Origin of the sequence: Collinsella bouchesdurhonensis (assembly GCF_900155365.1) — a bacterium.
In the GTDB taxonomy this organism is placed as follows: Bacteria; Actinomycetota; Coriobacteriia; order Coriobacteriales; family Coriobacteriaceae; genus Collinsella; species Collinsella bouchesdurhonensis.
Window position 1 is genome coordinate 119,249 of the sequence record NZ_LT699743.1, and the last position, 16,532, is coordinate 135,780.

The following is a 16,532-nucleotide window of genomic DNA, read 5'->3' on the forward strand; positions in this document are numbered from 1 at the left end:
TACCTCAGCTGCTCTGCTAAGGTTATAGTTCCAGCCCCATTCGAAGCCGCATTATTGACCATACGGAGAGATAGCCATGAGCCAGCACGCAAGGACGTCGACGCCAAAGCACGCCGCTCCCAAAAAACCGGCTAGGAAACCAGCGAGGAAGCAAAGCAGAACACCTGCCGCGCCAGCCACGTCGACTCCGCTTTTCAGCTCGCGCGACCTGCTCCCGCTTCTCTACTTAAGCGCAGCCTTCCTCTTTCTCGAGCTTCTCCTGCGCATTGCAAATACCAGCAACCCCTTCTTTGACCCGACGCTGCTGCGCATCATCGCCTCCAGCCTCGCCGCGGGTTCTTTGCTCTGGCTCGTTTCGACCATCATTCCGCATAAAACCGTCGCCCGTGGTATTGTCGCTGCGGTGCTTCTCATCCTTGGTGTTATCGTCATTGCCGAATGCTGTGTGCAGAAGTTCTTTGGCATCTACTATCAAATCGCCTACATGCTTGGCATGGGCGGACAGGTTGCCGGTGACTTCATGGATGAAGCGGTGGGCGCCATCCTTAAGAATCTTTGGTTCTTCCCACTTGCGCTGGCCCCCGGAATATTGACAGTTGTCTTCCGTCACCGCGTTGTGCCCGATAGCAAAAGCACGCAAACAGGCTCGCACGTTGTCCTCATCTTCATCTCGCTCATTGTTCTCGCGCTTGCACAGTCTGCCAACGTCGTCGCATGTCACCTTGGCAATGACAACCAGTACTACACCACCGAGTACACGGCCAATAGCGCCATCCCGCGTTTTGGCCTCGTAAACTCGCTGCGCCTTGAGGCTAAATACTCGATCTTCGGAATGCCGACGCCTTCGTTCGACGCCCCCGCAGCCTCCACCTCCGGCGCGACGAAGCAGACTAGTTACAAACCCAACGCGCTCGATATCGATTTTGACACGCTCGTCGCCAACGATACTGACGATACCCTGCGCACCATGGATCAGTATTTTGCTTCACAGGTGCCCACGCAGCAAAATCAGTACACCGGATATTTCAAAGACAAAAACCTTGTCTTCATCACCGCCGAGGGCTTTTCTTACGCCACCATCGACAAAGAGCGCACGCCCGCGCTCTACAAGCTCTCGCACAACGGATTTGTCTTTAACAACTACTACCAGCCCAACTGGACCCAGTCGACCACCGGTGGCGAATTCGCGGCCATGTGCGGCATCATTCCTACCTGGGTCAACGGCAACACCGCTTTTGCCGAAAGCGGCGACAACGCCATGCCCTTTGGCCTTGGCTGGCAGTTCCAAACGCGCGGCTATACCACCATGGCCTACCACAACAACACCTACACCTATTACGGCCGAAACATCACCCATCCCAACCTGGGCTATGACTTTATCGGTATTGGCAACGGCCTGGAGCTCCCCACCAATGCTTGGCCCCGCTCCGACCTCGAAATGATGCAGGCAACCATCGATCAGCAGATTGACGCATACAAGAACAACGGCACGCCGTTCCACACCTACTACATGTCCGTCTCGGGCCACTGCAACTACGGCTGGAGCGTAAACGACATGTCGCGCAAGAACAAGGATGTCATGAACGGCGAAAAGGGCTCTGAAACCGTCCTGGCCTACAAGGCTTCCCAGCAGGAGCTCGAATACGCGTTGGAATACCTGTTGGGCCAGCTGGACGAAGCGGGCATCGCCGATGACACCGTGATCGTGCTCACCGCCGACCACTACCCGTATGCTATGACCGAAAATAGCGATGTAGACTACTATGCCGAGATGACCGGTATCAACGATAACGAGTCCCTGACCACGCGCTACAAGAATACGCTCATCCTGTGGTGCGGCTCTATGAAGGAACCCGTGAAGATCGACGACCCCTGCACCGCCGTGGATATCGTCCCCACGCTGCTCAATCTTTTTGGCTTTGACTACGATTCGCGCCTGCTATCGGGCCGCGATGTTTTGGCCCCCGACGCCGACCCCGGCAACGTGAGCACCGACATGCACGTCGCGATCTTTGCCGATTATGGCGGCGGCTACAGCTGGATCACGCGCGCAGGCACCTACGAGGCATCCCTGGGCACCTTTACCCCGGCCAAGGGCGTGACCCTCGACGACCAAGATGCCTATATCACATCTATGAACGAACTTGTCCGAAACCGCTACAGCATGGCCAAATACATTGTCCAAACGGACTACTATCGCCACGTATTCCCCAACTGGAAAGACGGAATGACGCTTACTGAGGCTCTTGCCGGAAGCGCAAGCAGCTAATGGCTGAGCCGCGCATATATCATCAAAGGGGCCCGTTGCCAAATACACGATTGGCAACGGGCCCCTTTTTCACGTTGTATCCCACTCGCTACAGGGAGGCGATGGCCTCGATCTCGACGAGGGCGCCAGCAGGCAGCGCAGCAACCTGGAAAGCGCTGCGGGCCGGGAAGGGAGCCTCGAAGTGCTGGGCATAGACCTCATTCACCGCAGCGAAATCGGCGATGTCGGCTAGAAGGACCGTGGTCTTAACGACGTTATCGGTCGTAGCTCCGGCAGCGGCCAGCAGATTCTCGATATTCTTCAGCGACTGCTCGGCCTGCTCGGTCGCTGTCTCGGGAAGCTTGCCATCTGCGGGGTTGATGCCCAGCTGGCCGGAAAGGAACAGCATGTTGCCGCTCTTAACTGCCGGGGAATAAGGTCCCAAAGGTGCGGGGGCATTGTTGGGGATAACTGCTTCTTTGGACATGATTGCTCCTGTCTTTTGCTCGTGACGATACCTTGGGATAATACGCCCAAGTAGCGCAAAACGGTATACTTCACTGTACAAATTCAAGTGAAAAGAGCTGCATGGCAATCATGAATTCCGCCCCGCGCGGCACACATCTCACAGCCCCCACCTACCCTGAGCTGCTTGCCCCCGCAGGCGGACCGGAGCCCTTTGCGGCAGCCGTCGCCGCGGGTGCCGACGCCATCTATTGCGGCATGGGCGAATTCAACGCCCGCCGCAAAGCCGACAACTTTGCCGATGATACCTTTGAGGCAGCTTGCCGTATGGCGCATCTCGCCGGCACACGTGTGTACGTCACGGTTAATATCGTCATCAAAGACGAAGAGATGAGCGATGCACTTGAGCTTATCCGCCGTTGCGCAGCCTTAGGCGCCGACGCCTTTATCATTCAGGACTGGGGTCTTTTCTTTGAAGTCAAACGCTTGATGCCTCAGCTCGAGACCCATGTTTCGACGCAGGCGAATATTCACGACAAACGCGGTGCCGCCTGGTGCCGCGAGGCTGGTGCCGATCGCGTAACGCTCTCGCGCGAGCTTTCGCTCGAGGAAATCGATGATATTTCAAGCGTCGATATCGATCTTGAGATTTTTAGCCACGGCGCCATCTGCTTTTGTTACTCCGGGCTCTGTGAGCTTTCGAGCTTTGCCTGCGCCGGACGATCCGCCAACCGCGGGATGTGCGCCCAGCCGTGCCGTCTCCCCTATGAGGTCCTCGACGCCTCGGGACAAGTTGTTCCCACCCCCGGACGCGAGCGCGCCCTCTGCCCGCGCGACAATTGCACCATCGATCTGCTGCCCCAGCTCCTCCGCGCAGGGGCCTGCGCCCTCAAGCTCGAAGGCCGTATGAAAGCTGCGGATTACGTCCATTCCATTTGCAGTGCCTATCGCGCACAACTCGACGATGTTCTTGCCGGCAAAACGCCTAGCGAGCATGATCGCACCCTCCGTTCTCGTCAGCTCAAACGCTGTTTCAACCGCGACTTCACAAGCGCCTACCAGCATGGCGTCTCGGATGACAGCATGATGAGCTACGAGCGCTCCAACAACCGCGGGCAAATTGTCGGCAGCGTCGTGGCAAGCAAACGCGTCGTCACGCATGGCTTGGCCCCCGACGACCGCCGCGCCCGTGCGGGCATTACGCGCATCGAGCTCACCGAGCCCGTGGGCAAGGGAGATCTTCTTGAACTGCGCCATGACAACGAACCCGAGAAGTTCCTCACCGCAATCGCCGGGGCAGACACCCCCGCCGGCGAGCAAATCGAAGTGCGCACTGCCCGTGTCATGCCCGCAGGCTGCGTCGTTCGCCTTATTCGCAGCCAAGCGGCCCTTGATGCCGCAAGTGCCGCCATCAAGCGAGACGTACCCCGCAAACGTATGGTCAACATTCATGTTTCCGCGCTTCTGGGTAAGCCGTTTTCCGTCACGCTTACCTGTTTAGACGACCCAACGTTTAGCGTTACAGCGTCTGGTTTTACCGTCGAGGCCGCTCGAACCCGAGCCGTTGCCAAGGCCGACCTGATTGAGCACGTTGGCCGTATGGGCTCCTCCCCCTTCGAGGCGGCCTCGTTTGAAGTCGAACTCGATGACGGCTGCGGCATGAGCTTCTCGGCCGTACATAAGGTTCGCGCAGAGGCCTGCCGTCTTCTTGAGGAGAAGATGCTCGCAGGATATACCCAGCGCGCTCATGAGCTTAAAACCCTTCCCTCGTTTAAGACGACCGCTCTCACCGCCGCATCCCTGGACGCGGCCCCCTCGCCTGCGTCTGCTGCCAAGATCTGCGTTACCGTCACCAACCTGGCTGCCGCCAAGGCCGCACGAGAGGCTGGAGCAGACCTCATCTACATGACAGTCGACAGCCTTGTTGCCGAGGGAATCTCGCCGCAAGACGTCCAGAATCTTGGCATCATCCCTATTCTCGACGAGATATGCCGCAAAGCCGATCATGATCGCCTCGACGCATGGGCACAAGCCGGCGCCACCGTGGCCGTTGGCAACATCTCCGAGCTTTCACTCGCACATCTTGTCGGGTCCACGGCAGAGATTCGCAGCTGCCTGCCGGTGCATAACCTCGCCTGCATTCGCGCCATGGAAGAACATGGGGCGAGCACCATTTGGTTCTCCCCCGAACTCACGCTTGCCGAGATCGAGCGCATCGCCCCGCATGCAAAAGCCGCTTGCGGCATCACTGTCATGGGAAAGCCACGCGTTATGACAAGTGAGCATTGCATCTTGCAGGTCATGAACCGCTGCGTGCATGATTGCTCACGCTGCCAGCTACGACACCAGAGCTTCTCGCTCAAAAATATCGACGGCAAAGTCTTTCCCATTCGCACCGATATCCATGGCCGCTCGCGCCTGTACGATGCCTATCCGCTCGACTTAACCCCGCAAATTCCTGCACTCATCGCCTGCGGCGTCACTCGATTTGCAATCGACGGCGCGCTTCTTGATATCGAAGAGCTCTCCCGCTATGTCGCACATGCCAAACGAGCACTTACTATCTCGCTCGAGGGACGCAAACCCGCTCGCCGCCTACCGGGCACTACATCTGGCTGCCTTTTTGTAGGGGTCTCATAGCTGTGGGGTCAATAGATAACGCACATATCGCGATACTTTATCGGGACGAATATCTTCTTGCTGTCGACAAACCAGCCGGGATTATTGTCCATAGCGACGGATGCAACACAAAAACGCTTACCGACCAGGTGCGCTCGTTTCTCCTCCATGAAACAGCACAGAATGCCGCCCATGACCTCCAGGCCCTCAATCGCCTGGATCGCGACACCACGGGTATCGTGCTATTCTCACTCAATAAAGAAACGCAGCCTGCCTTTGATGCGCTCATCGCCGCGCACGATACCTCAAAGCGCTATCTAGCCATCTGCTGCGGCATCCCTGCCTGGAAAAGCAAGCTGATTGATGCCCCTCTTGGCCGCGATCGCCATGACGCGCGGTGTATGCGCATCTCAAAGGGCGGCAAACCCGCTCAGACGCGCGTCAGCGTCATTGCAACAAGGGCGCGCAATAGCCACGCCCCAGAATTTTCCTTGCTTAACGTCGAGCTTCTGACGGGACGTAAACATCAGATCAGAGTGCATCTCGCATCTCTTGGATTCCCCCTGCTTGGAGACGAGCTGTATGGACGCTCCGTTCGACGCACGGGCAACAAACGGTATCCTCTTATGCTCCACGCATGTTCTATGTCTCTCACCCATCCCGTAACGCACGACCGCCTGACCATCCAAGCGCCCATCCCACGCCGCTTTCATGCGCTATTTCCGCACGCCACAGAACTAGATCGCAATTAGACGATGGATTACATTCATCGACATCAAAGCGAGCACAAACATATAGTCCCTAGATATAAGAAAAGGACCCCGGAAACCCGAGGTCCTTTTTAAGTGCTTATCGCTTAGGTGCGAAGGGCAAATTAGAACTCAGCGCCGCACTTCTTGCAAATGCGAAGCTTGTTCTTGCCGTCCTTCTTGTGGCCAACGCGAGTGGACTGGCCGCACTTGGGGCAGATGAGCTGAACGTTGGAAGCATCGATGGCAGCCTCCTGGCTGACGATGCCGCCCTGCTGGTTCTGCGGGTTGGGCTTAACGGCCTTCTTGACGATAGCCACGCCCTCGACGACAACCTTGCCCTCAGAGGGGAGCGCACGCAGGACGGTACCCGTCTTGCCGCGGTCCTTACCGGAGAGCACCTTGACGTTATCGCCCTTCTTAATGGACATAGACATACTGGTCTCCCCTAACTACAGGGTCTCGGGTGCGAGCGAGACGATCTTCATGTACTTCTTGTCACGAAGCTCGCGAGCGACGGGCCCGAAGATACGGGTGCCGACGGGCGAACCATCGTTGTTGATGACGACAGCAGCATTGTCGTCAAAGCGGATGTAGGAACCGTCCTTACGACGGATCTCCTTCACGGTACGAACGACGACGCAGCGAACGACGTCCTTCTTCTTGACATTAGCGCCCGGGGTGGCCTCCTGCACGGCAGCGATAATGACATCGCCGACACCGGCATAACGGCGCTTAGAGCCACCAAGCACCTTGATGCAGCGAACCTTACGCGCACCGGAGTTGTCAGCAACCGTGAGCATGGTTTGCATTTGAATCATGGTAGTTCCTCCGAAAGAGAACTCATTGAGAGGTGCACGCACCCATAGGCGGGCGGCGTTTGCCGCCCGAGTGGATGCACATCAACGAGAAAGCGTTACACGTCGTTACGACTTTACTTAGCGCGCTCGATGATCTCGACAAGGCGCCAACGCTTCATCTTGGACAGGGGGCGGCACTCCATAACGCGGACGGTATCGCCCACGCCAGCCGTGCACTCCTCGTCATGAGCGTGAAGCTTCTTGGTGCTGGTCATCATCTTGCCATACTTGGGGTGACGCTTGCGCTCCGTGGTCTGGACAACAATGGTCTTGTTGCCCGAGATGGAGACGACGACACCCGTACGGACCTTACGCGAGTTACGCGCGACAGTCTCAGTCATGCTCTACTCCTGCCTTACTCTGCGGCAGCGGACTTCTCCGCTGCAATCTGACGGGCGCGCTGCTCCGTGAGGATACGTGCAATATCCTTCTTCACGGTGTTAACGCGAGCGGTGTTGTCCAGCTGGCTGGTAGCCATCTGAAAACGAAGGTTGAAAAGCTCGGCACGACCCTCTTTCAGCTTCTCGACAAGCTGATCGTCCGAAAGCTCACGAATCTCTGCGGGCTTCATTAGTTCTCCTCCTTGGCAGCAGCAGCGTCCTCAGCAGCCCACTTGGCCTCGAGGGCCTCCTCAGCCTCCATCTCGGCCTCAGCACGCTCCTCGGCATCCTCGGCGATGATGATCTTGGTCTTGATGGGCAGCTTGTGCTGGGCAAGGCGAAGAGCCTCACGCGCAACATCCTCGGGCACGCCGGCGATCTCAAACATGATGCGACCGGGCTTGACAACGGCCACCCACTCCTCGGGGTTACCCTTACCAGAACCCATGCGGGTCTCCGCAGGCTTCTTCGTGATGGGCTTATCCGGGAAGATGGTGATGTAGACGCGACCGCCACGCTTCATATAACGGGTCATGGCGATACGAGCGGCCTCGATCTGACGGTTGGTGATCCAATGGGCCTCAAGAGCCTTCAGACCATACTCGCCAAAATGCAGCTGGGTATTACCCTTAGCCTGGCCCTTCATGGAGCCACGCTGCACCTTACGGTGAAGAACACGCTTAGGGGCAAGCACTACTGACCCCTCCTCTCGTTGTTACGACGACGAGGACGCGAGGTACCCTCGAGAGCCATGTTAGGAACAGGCTGACCGGGGAGCTTCTCGCCCTGGTAGATCCAAACCTTCACGCCGCAGGCACCCATGGTGGTGTGAGCGACGGCGGTGCCGTAATCGATCTTGGCACGCAGGGTGTGCAGAGGCACGCGACCCTCACGGTACCACTCGCGACGGCTCATCTCAGCGCCACCCAGACGGCCGGAGCACTGGATACGAATACCCTTAGCGCCAGCCTTGCGAGCGGACTGAACGGCCTTGCGCATAGCGCGACGGAAGGCGACACGGCCCTCAAGCTGCTCGGCGATGGACTGAGCAACGAGGCTGGCGTCGAGCTCGGGGCGCTTGACCTCGATGACGTCAACGGAGAGCTGACCCTTCTCGACACCGGCGACCTTCTCGAGGTCGGCGCGGAGACCGTCGATCTCTGCACCCTTCTTGCCGATGACAACGCCCGGGCGAGCGGTGAGGATGATGACCTTCACCTTGTCGCCAGCGCGCTCGATCTCCACGCGGGAGACGGCGGCGCGGGAAAGACGCTTCTCGAGGAACTTGCGGATAGCAAGGTCGTTGCCGAGAGTGGCAGCGTAATCCTTACCGGCGAACCAGCGGGAACGCCAGTCCTCGGTGATGCCGAGACGGAAACCAGTGGGATAAACTTTCTGACCCATAGCGCTTTATGCCTCCTTTCGAGGAGCGACGATGACGGTGATGTGGCTCGTGCGCTTCAGAATGCGGGAAGCGGAGCCCTTAGCGCGAGGACGGATACGCTTGAGCGTCGGGCCCTCGTCAACATAGGTAGCGGCGACAACCAGGTCGTCAGCGTGCATACCGTTGTTGTTCTCGGCGTTTGCCACAGCGGAACGGAGAACCTTCTCGACGTCAACGGCAACGTGACGATCGCAGAACTGCAGGATCTCGAAAGCCTGGGCAACGGACTTGTTACGAATCAAATCGACCACAAGGCGAGCCTTGGTGGGGGACACGCGCACCCACTTAGCGGTAGCGCGGACCTCGTTATTAGATGCCATTTACGATGAACCCCCCTATTTGGCCTTGTGGCCACGGAACGTACGGGTCGGTGCGAACTCGCCGAGCTTGTGACCAACCATGGACTCGGTAACATACACGGGCACGTGCTTGCGACCGTCGTGGACGGCGATGGTGTGACCGACCATCTCGGGGAAGATGGTGGACGCGCGAGACCAGGTCTTCACGACGTCCTTCTTGCCAGCCTCGTTCATCGCGGTGATACGCGAGAGGAGGCGAGTCTCCACAAACGGGCCCTTTTTGAGACTTCTGCTCATAAGTGCTAACTCCTAAAAACTCGGTATCGACTACTTCTTGCGACGACGGATGATGAGGGCGTTCGAGACCTTCTTCTTCTTGCGCGTACGGAAGCCCTTGGACGGCTTGCCCCACGGAGAAACAGAAGGACGACCAGAGGTGTGGTTCTTGCCCTCGCCGCCGCCGTGCGGGTGGTCGACCGGGTTCATGACCGTACCACGGACAGTCGGACGGACGTTCATCTTGCGCTTACGGCCAGCCTTGCCGATAACGATGTTGGAGTGCTCGGCGTTGCCGACCTCACCAACGGTTGCGCGGCAGGTGATGAGGATGCGACGCATCTCGGAAGACGGCATACGCACGATGGCGTACTTGCCCTCCTTGCCCATCAGCTGGCAGGAGTTGCCGGCGGAACGAGCGATAGCAGCGCCCTTGCCAGGCATGAACTCCACGGCGTGGATAAGGGTACCCACGGGGATATCGGACAGTGGCAGAGCGTTGCCGGGCTTGATGTCGGCGCCAGCGCCGGACATGACGGTCTGACCGACCTCGAGGCCCTTCGGCGCGATGATGTAGCGCTTCTCGCCGTCGACGTAGTGAAGCAGAGCGATGCGAGCGGAGCGGTTAGGATCGTACTCGATCGTGGCAACCTTGGCGGGCACGCCGTCCTTGTTGCGCTTGAAGTCGATGCGACGATACTGACGCTTCACGCCGCCGCCCTGATGGCGAACGGAGATGTGACCGCTGTTGTTGCGGCCAGCCTTCTTGTTCAGCGGCTCGAGAAGAGACTTCTCGGGCTTAGAAGTGGTGATCTCGGAGAAGTCCGAAATCGTCTGCCAACGCCTACCGGCGCTGGTCGGTTTAAGGTGCTTTACAGCCATTACCTATCCCTTTCGAATCAATCCGCTAGCCATCGCAAGCGGGGATCGCGGATGCGATGACACCGGATTTACCACGGTACCGGGCGACTCCATATTGAAGCCCGGAACACCTCTGCCTCCACGAGGAGACAGGAGGCGCGAAGGAAGCGTACTTACGCCTGGGTGCCGAAGATCTCGATGGTCTCGCCCTCGGCAACGGTCACGATGGCCTTCTTCCAGGTGCGGGTCTTACCGGCGATGTAACGAACGCGCTTCGTCTTAGGCTTGACGTTGAGCGTGTTCACGCGGGTGACGTGGACACCGAAGATCTCCTCGATGGCGTCGCGAACCTGCAGCTTGGTAGCAGACTTGGCAACCTCGAACGTGTACTTGTTCTGCTCCATCATGTCATAGGACTGCTCGGAAACGATGGGGCGGATGATGATCTCGTGTGCGGTCATTTATGCAAGCACCTCCCCGAAGTGAGCGGCAATGTCGGCGGTCATCAGCAGGGCGCCATTGTTGAGGAGGTCATAGGTGTTGGCCTCGTCGGGCGTGATGATGAACGTCTTGGGGACATTGCGGAAGGAAAGGTAAGCGTTGATGTCCTCATCGCGAACGATGATGGTCAGGCGCTTGCCCTCAAGGCCGAGAGCCTTGAGCATGGCGACAGCAGCCTTGGTGGACGGCTTCTCGAAAGCGTAGTCGTCAACGAGAACGAGCTCGTTGTCGCGAACCTTAGCGGAGAGGGCAGAACGCATAGCGAGCTTGACCTCTTTGGCGTTCATACGCTTAGCGTAGGAACGGGGCTTGGGTGCGAAGACGACGCCACCGTGACGCCACTGGGGAGCACGGGTGGAACCCTGACGGGCACGGCCGGTGCCCTTCTGACGCCAAGGCTTCTTGCCGCCGCCAGAGACCTCGGAACGGCCCTTGGCAGACTGGGTGCCCTGACGCCAGCAAGCCTGCTGGCACTTGACGATGTGGTGCATGACGTGGATGTTCGGCTCGATGCCGTACACCTCGGGCGCGAGCTCGGCCTCAGTGGCCTTCTTGCCCTCGCTGTTCATAACTTCAAACTTAGACATGTAAGTGTTCTCCTTGGTATGACGCTGGACCAACTGGCACGGGGCCCTTAGGCCATACGGATGGCGACCAGGCCATTCTTGCCACCGGGCACAGCGCCCTTGACAAGGATGAGGTTCTGCTCGGCATCGATGCGGACAACGGTGAGGTTCTTCACGGTAACGCGCTCGTTACCCATGTGACCAGCCATCTTGACGCCCTTGAGGACGCGGGCAGGATAGGCGCACTGGCCAATGGAGCCCGGATGACGCTGGAAGTGCGAACCGTGGGTCATAGGACCGCGGCGCTGACCCCAGCGCTTAATGCGACCCTGGAAGCCCTTACCCTTGGAGGTACCGATGACGTCGACCTTAGCGACATCGGCGAAGTCTGCGACGGTGACGACGTCGCCAACCTTGTGCTCCTCGGCAGAAGCAACGCGAACCTCACGAAGGTAACGAACAGGCTCGACGCCGGCCTTGGCAAAGTGACCAGCCATGGGCTTGTTCACGTGCTTGGCCTTGATATCGCCGAAACCGATCTGGACGGCATTGTAGCCGTCGGTCGCCTCAGATTTAACCTGCGAGACGGTGCAGGGGCCAGCCTGGATGACCGTGACGGGAACGACGTTGTCGTTCTCGTCCCAAACCTGGGTCATGCCAATCTTGCGGCCGAGAATCATGCTGATCATGTACGATCTCCAACTCTCGGTGGTCTTGGGACAATGTGAACGCCCCTTGCGTTCACCCCTAGAGGACCACAACTGATACACGCGGTTGTCGACTTCGAATTCACCAAAACCCAAGCTCAGGCAGCAACCCTTGATGCCCAAACATGCGATAGGCAGAATCCTCCCTCGACGCGCACAGTTGTTTAGTATACACAGGTATGCGCGTCTTCAAGCTTTCATCACAATGTTTTCCCTGCTCAAGCAAAGAATCGCGCTATTTAGTCACAACTGCAGCTCAAAGACCCCGCCCCCGGGCGTATCCATAGCCCAATCCAGGCGTTTTCACGCAAGCATCAAAGGACTTCGAGCAATGTAAACGCGCTCGCAGACTCATCGTAGGAAAACTTTAGGACGCAGCAATTGGGTAACCTGCGGCGGGGTTCAGACTCACCGGGACGCTCGGCGGCAAGATAGAACTGCAAGACAGCAGAGCCATGGGAAACAGCCAAGAACGTTCCCACTTCATCGGGCGCCATAAGGTTGCGAATAGCCTCGACGATTCGCACGCGCAGCGCCGCACTCCCCTCTGCGCCATACGAGACAAGTTCCTCACCTGGATTCCAGACATCTGCTGGAACCTCAGACATAGGCCCGCGTTCAAAAGAGCCGTAGTTGCGCTCTTCAAGATCTTGGCACGTCTCGACCTCGGGCAAGGCGACGCCTAACGACTCGCACAAAACGTCGCGTACAAGCACGCAGGTTCGATAGGCACGCCCCAGTGGAGAAGCCACGATGCGATCGGGGCAAACACCGCATTGCGCAAGCTTAAGCGCCGCCTCACGGGCCTGGTCCTTCCCTGCTGTTGTCAGAGGCGAGTCACACTGTCCCTGGACGATCTTTTGCACATTGAACTCGGTTTGTCCGTGCCTCATTAAATACAGCGTCTTCATGCTGTCGTGTCCCCTTCCCTGGCGTCGATCACATATACCGCAACGATAACGCAAAAAGCCCCGCCGCCAAAAGGCAACGGGGCTTTGCAACATCGCTTAAACGAGATTGAGCTTAGAGCTTGATCTCGATGTCGACGCCTGCGGGAAGGTCAAGACGCATAAGCGAATCGACGGTGCCGCTGGTGGGGTCGAGGATGTCGATGAGGCGCTTGTGGGTGCGCATCTCGAACTGCTCACGGGAATCCTTGTCCTTGTGCGGGGAGCGGATAACCGTATAGAGGTTGCGCTCGGTGGGCAGGGGAATGGGGCCGGAAACGCGGGCACCGGTCTTCTGAGCGGTGTCGACGATGAGCTTCGCAGACTGATCCACGACCTCGTGATCATAGCCCTTGAGGCGAATCCTGATCTTCTGGCTAGACAACGTATACCTCCAAATGGATGCGAGGGTTTCTCGCGTAATAACCTACGTACGGCGAAGGCTTAGGCCTGGCCACCGTTCTTGCTGACGACCTCTTCCACAATGGACTTGGGAGCGGGCTCGTAAGAGTCGAACTGCATCGTGTAGGATGCACGACCCTGGGTCTGGGAGCGAAGGTCGGTAGCATAGCCGAACATCTCGCCCAGGGGCACCTTAGCGCGGATGAGCTTGGTGTTCTTGCGATCCTCCATGCCCTCAATGTTGCCACGACGGCTGGAGATGTTGCCCATAACGTCACCCATGTACTGCTCGGGGGTCTCAACCTCAACGGCCATGACCGGCTCGAGCAGCTGCGGATCGGACTTCTTGAGAGCGTCCTTGATTGCCATGGAACCGGCGATCTTGAAGGCAGCCTCGGAGGAGTCGACCTCGTGGTAGGAACCGTCGAACAGGGTGACCTTCACGTCGAGGACAGGGAAGCCAGCGATAACACCGGTCTGCAGTGCCTCCTGGATGCCCTTGTCGATCGAGGGGATGTACTCCTTGGGAACGACACCGCCGACGATGGCGTTGACGAACTCGTAGCCAAAGCCCTCTTCCATCTTCTCGAGCTTGATGACGGCGTGGCCGTACTGACCGCGACCACCAGACTGACGGACGAACTTGCCCTCAGCCTTCTCGACGTCGTGACCAGCGGTCTCGCGGTAAGCAACCTGAGGCTTACCAACGTTAGCGTCAACCTTGAACTCACGAAGCAGACGGTCGACGATGATCTCGAGGTGCAGCTCGCCCATGCCGGCGATGATGGTCTGGCCGGTCTCGTGGTTGGTGGATACCTGGAAGGTCGGGTCCTCCTCGGCGAGCTTGGTCAGAGCGATGGACATCTTGTCCTGCTCGGCCTTGGTCTTGGGCTCGATGGCAACGTCGATAACGGGCTTAGCGAACTCGATCTTCTCGAGAACGATCTCCTTGCCCTCGGCGCACAGGGTATCACCGGTGGTGGTGTTCTTGAGGCCCACGCAAGCGATGATGTCGCCGGCACATGCGTCGTCGCGGTCGATACGCTCGGCAGCGTTCATCTCGAGGATGCGGCCCAGACGCTCACGCTTGCCATTGGAAGCGTTGACAACGTAGGAACCGGACTCGGCCACGCCGGAGTAGACGCGGACGTAGGTGAGCTTACCGACGAACGGGTCGGTCATAATCTTGAAGGCAAGGCCAGCGAAGGGCTGATCGAAGTCGGGGTGACGCTCGATGGTGTCGCCGGTGTTGGGGTCGGTACCCTCGATAGCGGGAACGTCCAGCGGGCTGGGGAGGTAGTCGACAACAGCGTCGAGCAGCTCCTGCACGCCCTTGTTCTTGTAAGCGGAGCCCACGAAGACGAGGTTGAGCTCGTTGGCCAGAACACCCTTACGCAGAGCAGCCTTGAGCTCCTCGACGGTGAAGTCCTCCTCCATGAGAATCTTCTCCATGAGCTCGTCATCAAAGCTGGCAGCAGCGTCGAGGAGCTCCTCGCGCTTGGTGGCAGCGATGTCGGCGAACTCAGCCGGGATCTCGTCCATCGGCTCGGGGTAGGTCATGCCCTTGTCGTCGGCCTTGAAGTCCCATGCGGTCATGGTAACGAGGTCGATAACGCCCCAGAAGTTGTCCTCGGCGCCCATCGGAATCTGAGCGGCGACGGCGTTAGCGTCGAGGCGCTCCTTCATGGTCTCGATAGCGTTGAAGAAGTCAGCGCCCACGCGGTCATACTTGTTGATAAAAGCGATGCGGGGGACGTTGAAGGTGGAAGCCTGACGCCACACGGTCTCGGACTGGGGCTGAACGCCAGCAACGGCGTCGAAGACAGCGACAGCGCCGTCGAGAACGCGCAGGCAGCGCTCGACCTCAGCGGTGAAGTCGACGTGGCCCGGGGTGTCGATGATCTGGATGCGGTAGTCGGTACCGTCCTTCTTCCAGAAGCACGTGGTAGCAGCGGAGGTAATGGTTACGCCACGCTCCTGCTCCTGAATCATCCAGTCCATGGTGGCAGCGCCCTCATGAACCTCACCGATCTTGTGGGTCTTGCCGGTGTAGTAAAGAATACGCTCGGTCGTGGTGGTCTTACCAGCATCGATGTGAGCCATGATGCCGATGTTACGGGTATCGGAAAGCTTGTACTTAGCCTTGGCCATGTTAGTTCCTTACCTTAACTTACCAACGATAGTGAGAGAACGCGCGGTTGGCCTCGGCCATCTTGAAGACGTCCTCACGCTTCTTGACAGAAGCGCCAACGCCATTGGAAGCGTCGAGGATCTCGTTAGCGAGACGCTCGGCCATGGTCTTCTCCTTGCGGGCACGGCTGAAGTTGACCATCCAGCGGATAGCAAGAGCCGTGGAACGACGGGAGTTGACCTCCATAGGCACCTGATAGGTAGCGCCACCAACGCGCTTGGGCTTGACCTCGAGGGTCGGGCGGATGTTGTCCATGGCCTTCTTGAAGGTAGCCAGGGCGTCGCCGTCCTCGCTCTTCTCTGCGACCATTTCGAAAGCGGTGTAAACGATGCGCTCTGCGGTGGCCTTCTTGCCATCAAGCAGAACCTTGTTGATGAGCTGCGTCACGAGGCGATTGTTGTAGACGGAATCCGGCTGGACCTCGCGGCGGTTTGCTGCTGCACGACGCGGCATGTGAAATCTCCTTGCTATTGTCAACCGACGGCTGGCGTACCAGCGCCGATCAAGCTATCAGATCAAATAAGTACTTATTTCTTAGGACGCTTGGCGCCGTACTTGGAGCGGGACTGCATACGGTTCTGCACGGAAGCAGCGTCATATGCGCCACGGATGACGTGATAGCGAACACCAGGGAGGTCACGAACACGGCCGCCGCGGATAGCGACGATGGAGTGCTCCTGAAGGTTGTGGCCCTCACCGGGGATGTAAGCGGTGACTTCGATGCCGTTGACAAGGCGCACACGGGCGACCTTACGAAGAGCCGAGTTCGGCTTCTTGGGAGACGTGGTGAACACGCGGGTGCAAACGCCACGCTTCTGGGGGTTGTGCTGCAGAGCGGCGTTCTTGGACTTCTTGGGCACGGAACGACGGCCCTGGCGAACCAGCTGGTTAATAGTAGGCAAAGCGTACTCCTTCTCGTAATGATTCCAGCTTTATACTTGTGCAACGGCTTGAATCGAGGGGTCAGCATCCCCCTACGAAACACGCAGTTCATGAGAATACGAGCCTGAACCTGCG

General features: G+C 58.4%; 20 protein-coding genes and 1 pseudogene. 3 read left to right on the forward strand and 18 right to left on the reverse strand.

Annotation, left to right across the window (positions count from 1 at the left end; genetic code table 11):
* Positions 1 to 76: 76 nt before the first annotated feature.
* Positions 77 to 2,269, forward strand: a complete 2,193-nt coding sequence (locus tag BQ9843_RS06815) for an LTA synthase family protein (RefSeq protein WP_075844419.1) — start codon at positions 77 to 79, stop codon at positions 2,267 to 2,269.
* A gap of 88 nt (positions 2,270 to 2,357) precedes the next feature.
* Here BQ9843_RS06815 and BQ9843_RS06820 read toward each other — a convergent pair whose 3' ends face one another.
* Positions 2,358 to 2,735, reverse strand: a complete 378-nt coding sequence (locus tag BQ9843_RS06820; protein ID WP_022386554.1) for a RidA family protein — start codon at positions 2,733 to 2,735, stop codon at positions 2,358 to 2,360.
* A 101-nt stretch (positions 2,736 to 2,836) separates the two neighbouring features.
* On the opposite strand from BQ9843_RS06820, the gene BQ9843_RS06825 reads away from it, so the two are divergent.
* Positions 2,837 to 5,353, forward strand: coding sequence for a U32 family peptidase (locus BQ9843_RS06825; RefSeq protein ID WP_230205632.1), 2,517 nt, complete (start codon positions 2,837 to 2,839; stop codon positions 5,351 to 5,353).
* A 2-nt stretch (positions 5,354 to 5,355) separates the two neighbouring features.
* The gene (locus BQ9843_RS06830; RefSeq protein WP_075844420.1) at positions 5,356 to 6,084 is read left to right on the forward strand and encodes an RluA family pseudouridine synthase; all 729 of its coding nucleotides are present in this window, start codon (positions 5,356 to 5,358) and stop codon (positions 6,082 to 6,084) included.
* A 122-nt stretch (positions 6,085 to 6,206) separates the two neighbouring features.
* Here BQ9843_RS06830 and rplX read toward each other — a convergent pair whose 3' ends face one another.
* The 17 genes and pseudogenes from rplX to rpsL form a co-directional block, all read right to left on the reverse strand.
* The gene (gene rplX / locus BQ9843_RS06835; RefSeq protein WP_075844421.1) at positions 6,207 to 6,518 is read right to left on the reverse strand and encodes a 50S ribosomal protein L24; all 312 of its coding nucleotides are present in this window, start codon (positions 6,516 to 6,518) and stop codon (positions 6,207 to 6,209) included.
* Between the two features lie 15 nt (positions 6,519 to 6,533).
* Positions 6,534 to 6,902 (reverse strand): 50S ribosomal protein L14, encoded by a 369-nt coding sequence (rplN, locus tag BQ9843_RS06840; protein ID WP_022386558.1) that lies wholly within the window; start codon positions 6,900 to 6,902, stop codon positions 6,534 to 6,536.
* 113 nt (positions 6,903 to 7,015) lie between these two features.
* Positions 7,016 to 7,282: a 30S ribosomal protein S17 gene (gene rpsQ / locus BQ9843_RS06845; RefSeq protein WP_022386559.1), complete on the reverse strand. Its 267-nt coding sequence runs from the start codon at positions 7,280 to 7,282 to the stop codon at positions 7,016 to 7,018.
* Between the two features lie 14 nt (positions 7,283 to 7,296).
* Complete coding sequence (gene rpmC, locus BQ9843_RS06850) at positions 7,297 to 7,512, reverse strand: 50S ribosomal protein L29 (protein WP_022386560.1); 216 nt, start codon at positions 7,510 to 7,512, stop codon at positions 7,297 to 7,299.
* Positions 7,513 to 7,601: 89 nt separating this feature from the next.
* Positions 7,602 to 8,015 (reverse strand): annotated as a pseudogene (rplP, locus tag BQ9843_RS06855) (50S ribosomal protein L16); the annotation flags it as partial.
* Positions 8,015 to 8,725, reverse strand: a complete 711-nt coding sequence (gene rpsC, locus BQ9843_RS06860) for a 30S ribosomal protein S3 (protein ID WP_022386562.1) — start codon at positions 8,723 to 8,725, stop codon at positions 8,015 to 8,017. The gene rpsC and the pseudogene rplP, both read right to left, overlap by 1 nt.
* 6 nt (positions 8,726 to 8,731) lie before the next feature.
* The gene (rplV, locus tag BQ9843_RS06865; protein ID WP_075844422.1) at positions 8,732 to 9,085 is read right to left on the reverse strand and encodes a 50S ribosomal protein L22; all 354 of its coding nucleotides are present in this window, start codon (positions 9,083 to 9,085) and stop codon (positions 8,732 to 8,734) included.
* Positions 9,086 to 9,100: 15 nt separating this feature from the next.
* Positions 9,101 to 9,361 (reverse strand): 30S ribosomal protein S19, encoded by a 261-nt coding sequence (rpsS, locus tag BQ9843_RS06870; RefSeq protein ID WP_006235035.1) that lies wholly within the window; start codon positions 9,359 to 9,361, stop codon positions 9,101 to 9,103.
* Between the two features lie 30 nt (positions 9,362 to 9,391).
* The gene (gene rplB, locus BQ9843_RS06875) at positions 9,392 to 10,222 is read right to left on the reverse strand and encodes a 50S ribosomal protein L2 (RefSeq protein ID WP_075844423.1); all 831 of its coding nucleotides are present in this window, start codon (positions 10,220 to 10,222) and stop codon (positions 9,392 to 9,394) included.
* 152 nt (positions 10,223 to 10,374) lie between these two features.
* A complete protein-coding gene (rplW, locus tag BQ9843_RS06880; protein WP_022386565.1) occupies positions 10,375 to 10,662 on the reverse strand; it encodes a 50S ribosomal protein L23 in 288 nt (95 codons plus the stop codon).
* Positions 10,663 to 11,289: a 50S ribosomal protein L4 gene (gene rplD, locus BQ9843_RS06885; protein ID WP_022386566.1), complete on the reverse strand. Its 627-nt coding sequence runs from the start codon at positions 11,287 to 11,289 to the stop codon at positions 10,663 to 10,665. It lies immediately after the preceding gene.
* Positions 11,290 to 11,336: 47 nt separating this feature from the next.
* Positions 11,337 to 11,957: a 50S ribosomal protein L3 gene (gene rplC, locus BQ9843_RS06890; protein WP_075844424.1), complete on the reverse strand. Its 621-nt coding sequence runs from the start codon at positions 11,955 to 11,957 to the stop codon at positions 11,337 to 11,339.
* Positions 11,958 to 12,289: 332 nt separating this feature from the next.
* The gene (locus BQ9843_RS06895; protein ID WP_075844425.1) at positions 12,290 to 12,886 is read right to left on the reverse strand and encodes a histidine phosphatase family protein; all 597 of its coding nucleotides are present in this window, start codon (positions 12,884 to 12,886) and stop codon (positions 12,290 to 12,292) included.
* A 112-nt stretch (positions 12,887 to 12,998) separates the two neighbouring features.
* A complete protein-coding gene (rpsJ, locus tag BQ9843_RS06900; RefSeq protein ID WP_066829356.1) occupies positions 12,999 to 13,307 on the reverse strand; it encodes a 30S ribosomal protein S10 in 309 nt (102 codons plus the stop codon).
* A gap of 59 nt (positions 13,308 to 13,366) precedes the next feature.
* A complete protein-coding gene (gene fusA, locus BQ9843_RS06905) occupies positions 13,367 to 15,475 on the reverse strand; it encodes an elongation factor G (protein WP_075844426.1) in 2,109 nt (702 codons plus the stop codon).
* Between the two features lie 19 nt (positions 15,476 to 15,494).
* Entirely contained in the window at positions 15,495 to 15,968 is a 474-nt protein-coding gene (gene rpsG, locus BQ9843_RS06910; RefSeq protein WP_022386572.1) for a 30S ribosomal protein S7, read from the reverse strand.
* Positions 15,969 to 16,042: 74 nt separating this feature from the next.
* Complete coding sequence (gene rpsL / locus BQ9843_RS06915) at positions 16,043 to 16,417, reverse strand: 30S ribosomal protein S12 (RefSeq protein WP_022386573.1); 375 nt, start codon at positions 16,415 to 16,417, stop codon at positions 16,043 to 16,045.
* Between the last annotated feature and the right edge of the window lie 115 nt (positions 16,418 to 16,532).

Excerpts from the sequence above, each read along its gene's own strand:
- rpsC (WP_022386562.1), bottom strand. The coding sequence starts at position 8,725 with ATGGGTCAGAAAGTTTATCCCACTGGTTTCCGTCTCGGCATCACCGAG.
- BQ9843_RS06895 (WP_075844425.1), bottom strand. The coding sequence starts at position 12,886 with ATGAAGACGCTGTATTTAATGAGGCACGGACAAACCGAGTTCAATGTG.
- rplC (WP_075844424.1), bottom strand. The coding sequence starts at position 11,957 with ATGATCAGCATGATTCTCGGCCGCAAGATTGGCATGACCCAGGTTTGG.
- rplB (WP_075844423.1), bottom strand. The coding sequence starts at position 10,222 with ATGGCTGTAAAGCACCTTAAACCGACCAGCGCCGGTAGGCGTTGGCAG.
- rpsQ (WP_022386559.1), bottom strand. The coding sequence starts at position 7,282 with ATGACTGAGACTGTCGCGCGTAACTCGCGTAAGGTCCGTACGGGTGTC.
- BQ9843_RS06825 (WP_230205632.1), top strand. The coding sequence starts at position 2,837 with ATGGCAATCATGAATTCCGCCCCGCGCGGCACACATCTCACAGCCCCC.
- rplV (WP_075844422.1), bottom strand. The coding sequence starts at position 9,085 with ATGGCATCTAATAACGAGGTCCGCGCTACCGCTAAGTGGGTGCGCGTG.
- rplN (WP_022386558.1), bottom strand. The coding sequence starts at position 6,902 with ATGATTCAAATGCAAACCATGCTCACGGTTGCTGACAACTCCGGTGCG.
- BQ9843_RS06820 (WP_022386554.1), bottom strand. The coding sequence starts at position 2,735 with ATGTCCAAAGAAGCAGTTATCCCCAACAATGCCCCCGCACCTTTGGGA.
- rplW (WP_022386565.1), bottom strand. The coding sequence starts at position 10,662 with ATGACCGCACACGAGATCATCATCCGCCCCATCGTTTCCGAGCAGTCC.
- fusA (WP_075844426.1), bottom strand. The coding sequence starts at position 15,475 with ATGGCCAAGGCTAAGTACAAGCTTTCCGATACCCGTAACATCGGCATC.
- rplD (WP_022386566.1), bottom strand. The coding sequence starts at position 11,289 with ATGTCTAAGTTTGAAGTTATGAACAGCGAGGGCAAGAAGGCCACTGAG.
- BQ9843_RS06815 (WP_075844419.1), top strand. The coding sequence starts at position 77 with ATGAGCCAGCACGCAAGGACGTCGACGCCAAAGCACGCCGCTCCCAAA.
- rpsS (WP_006235035.1), bottom strand. The coding sequence starts at position 9,361 with ATGAGCAGAAGTCTCAAAAAGGGCCCGTTTGTGGAGACTCGCCTCCTC.
- rpsG (WP_022386572.1), bottom strand. The coding sequence starts at position 15,968 with ATGCCGCGTCGTGCAGCAGCAAACCGCCGCGAGGTCCAGCCGGATTCC.
- rplX (WP_075844421.1), bottom strand. The coding sequence starts at position 6,518 with ATGTCTATGTCCATTAAGAAGGGCGATAACGTCAAGGTGCTCTCCGGT.
- rpmC (WP_022386560.1), bottom strand. The coding sequence starts at position 7,512 with ATGAAGCCCGCAGAGATTCGTGAGCTTTCGGACGATCAGCTTGTCGAG.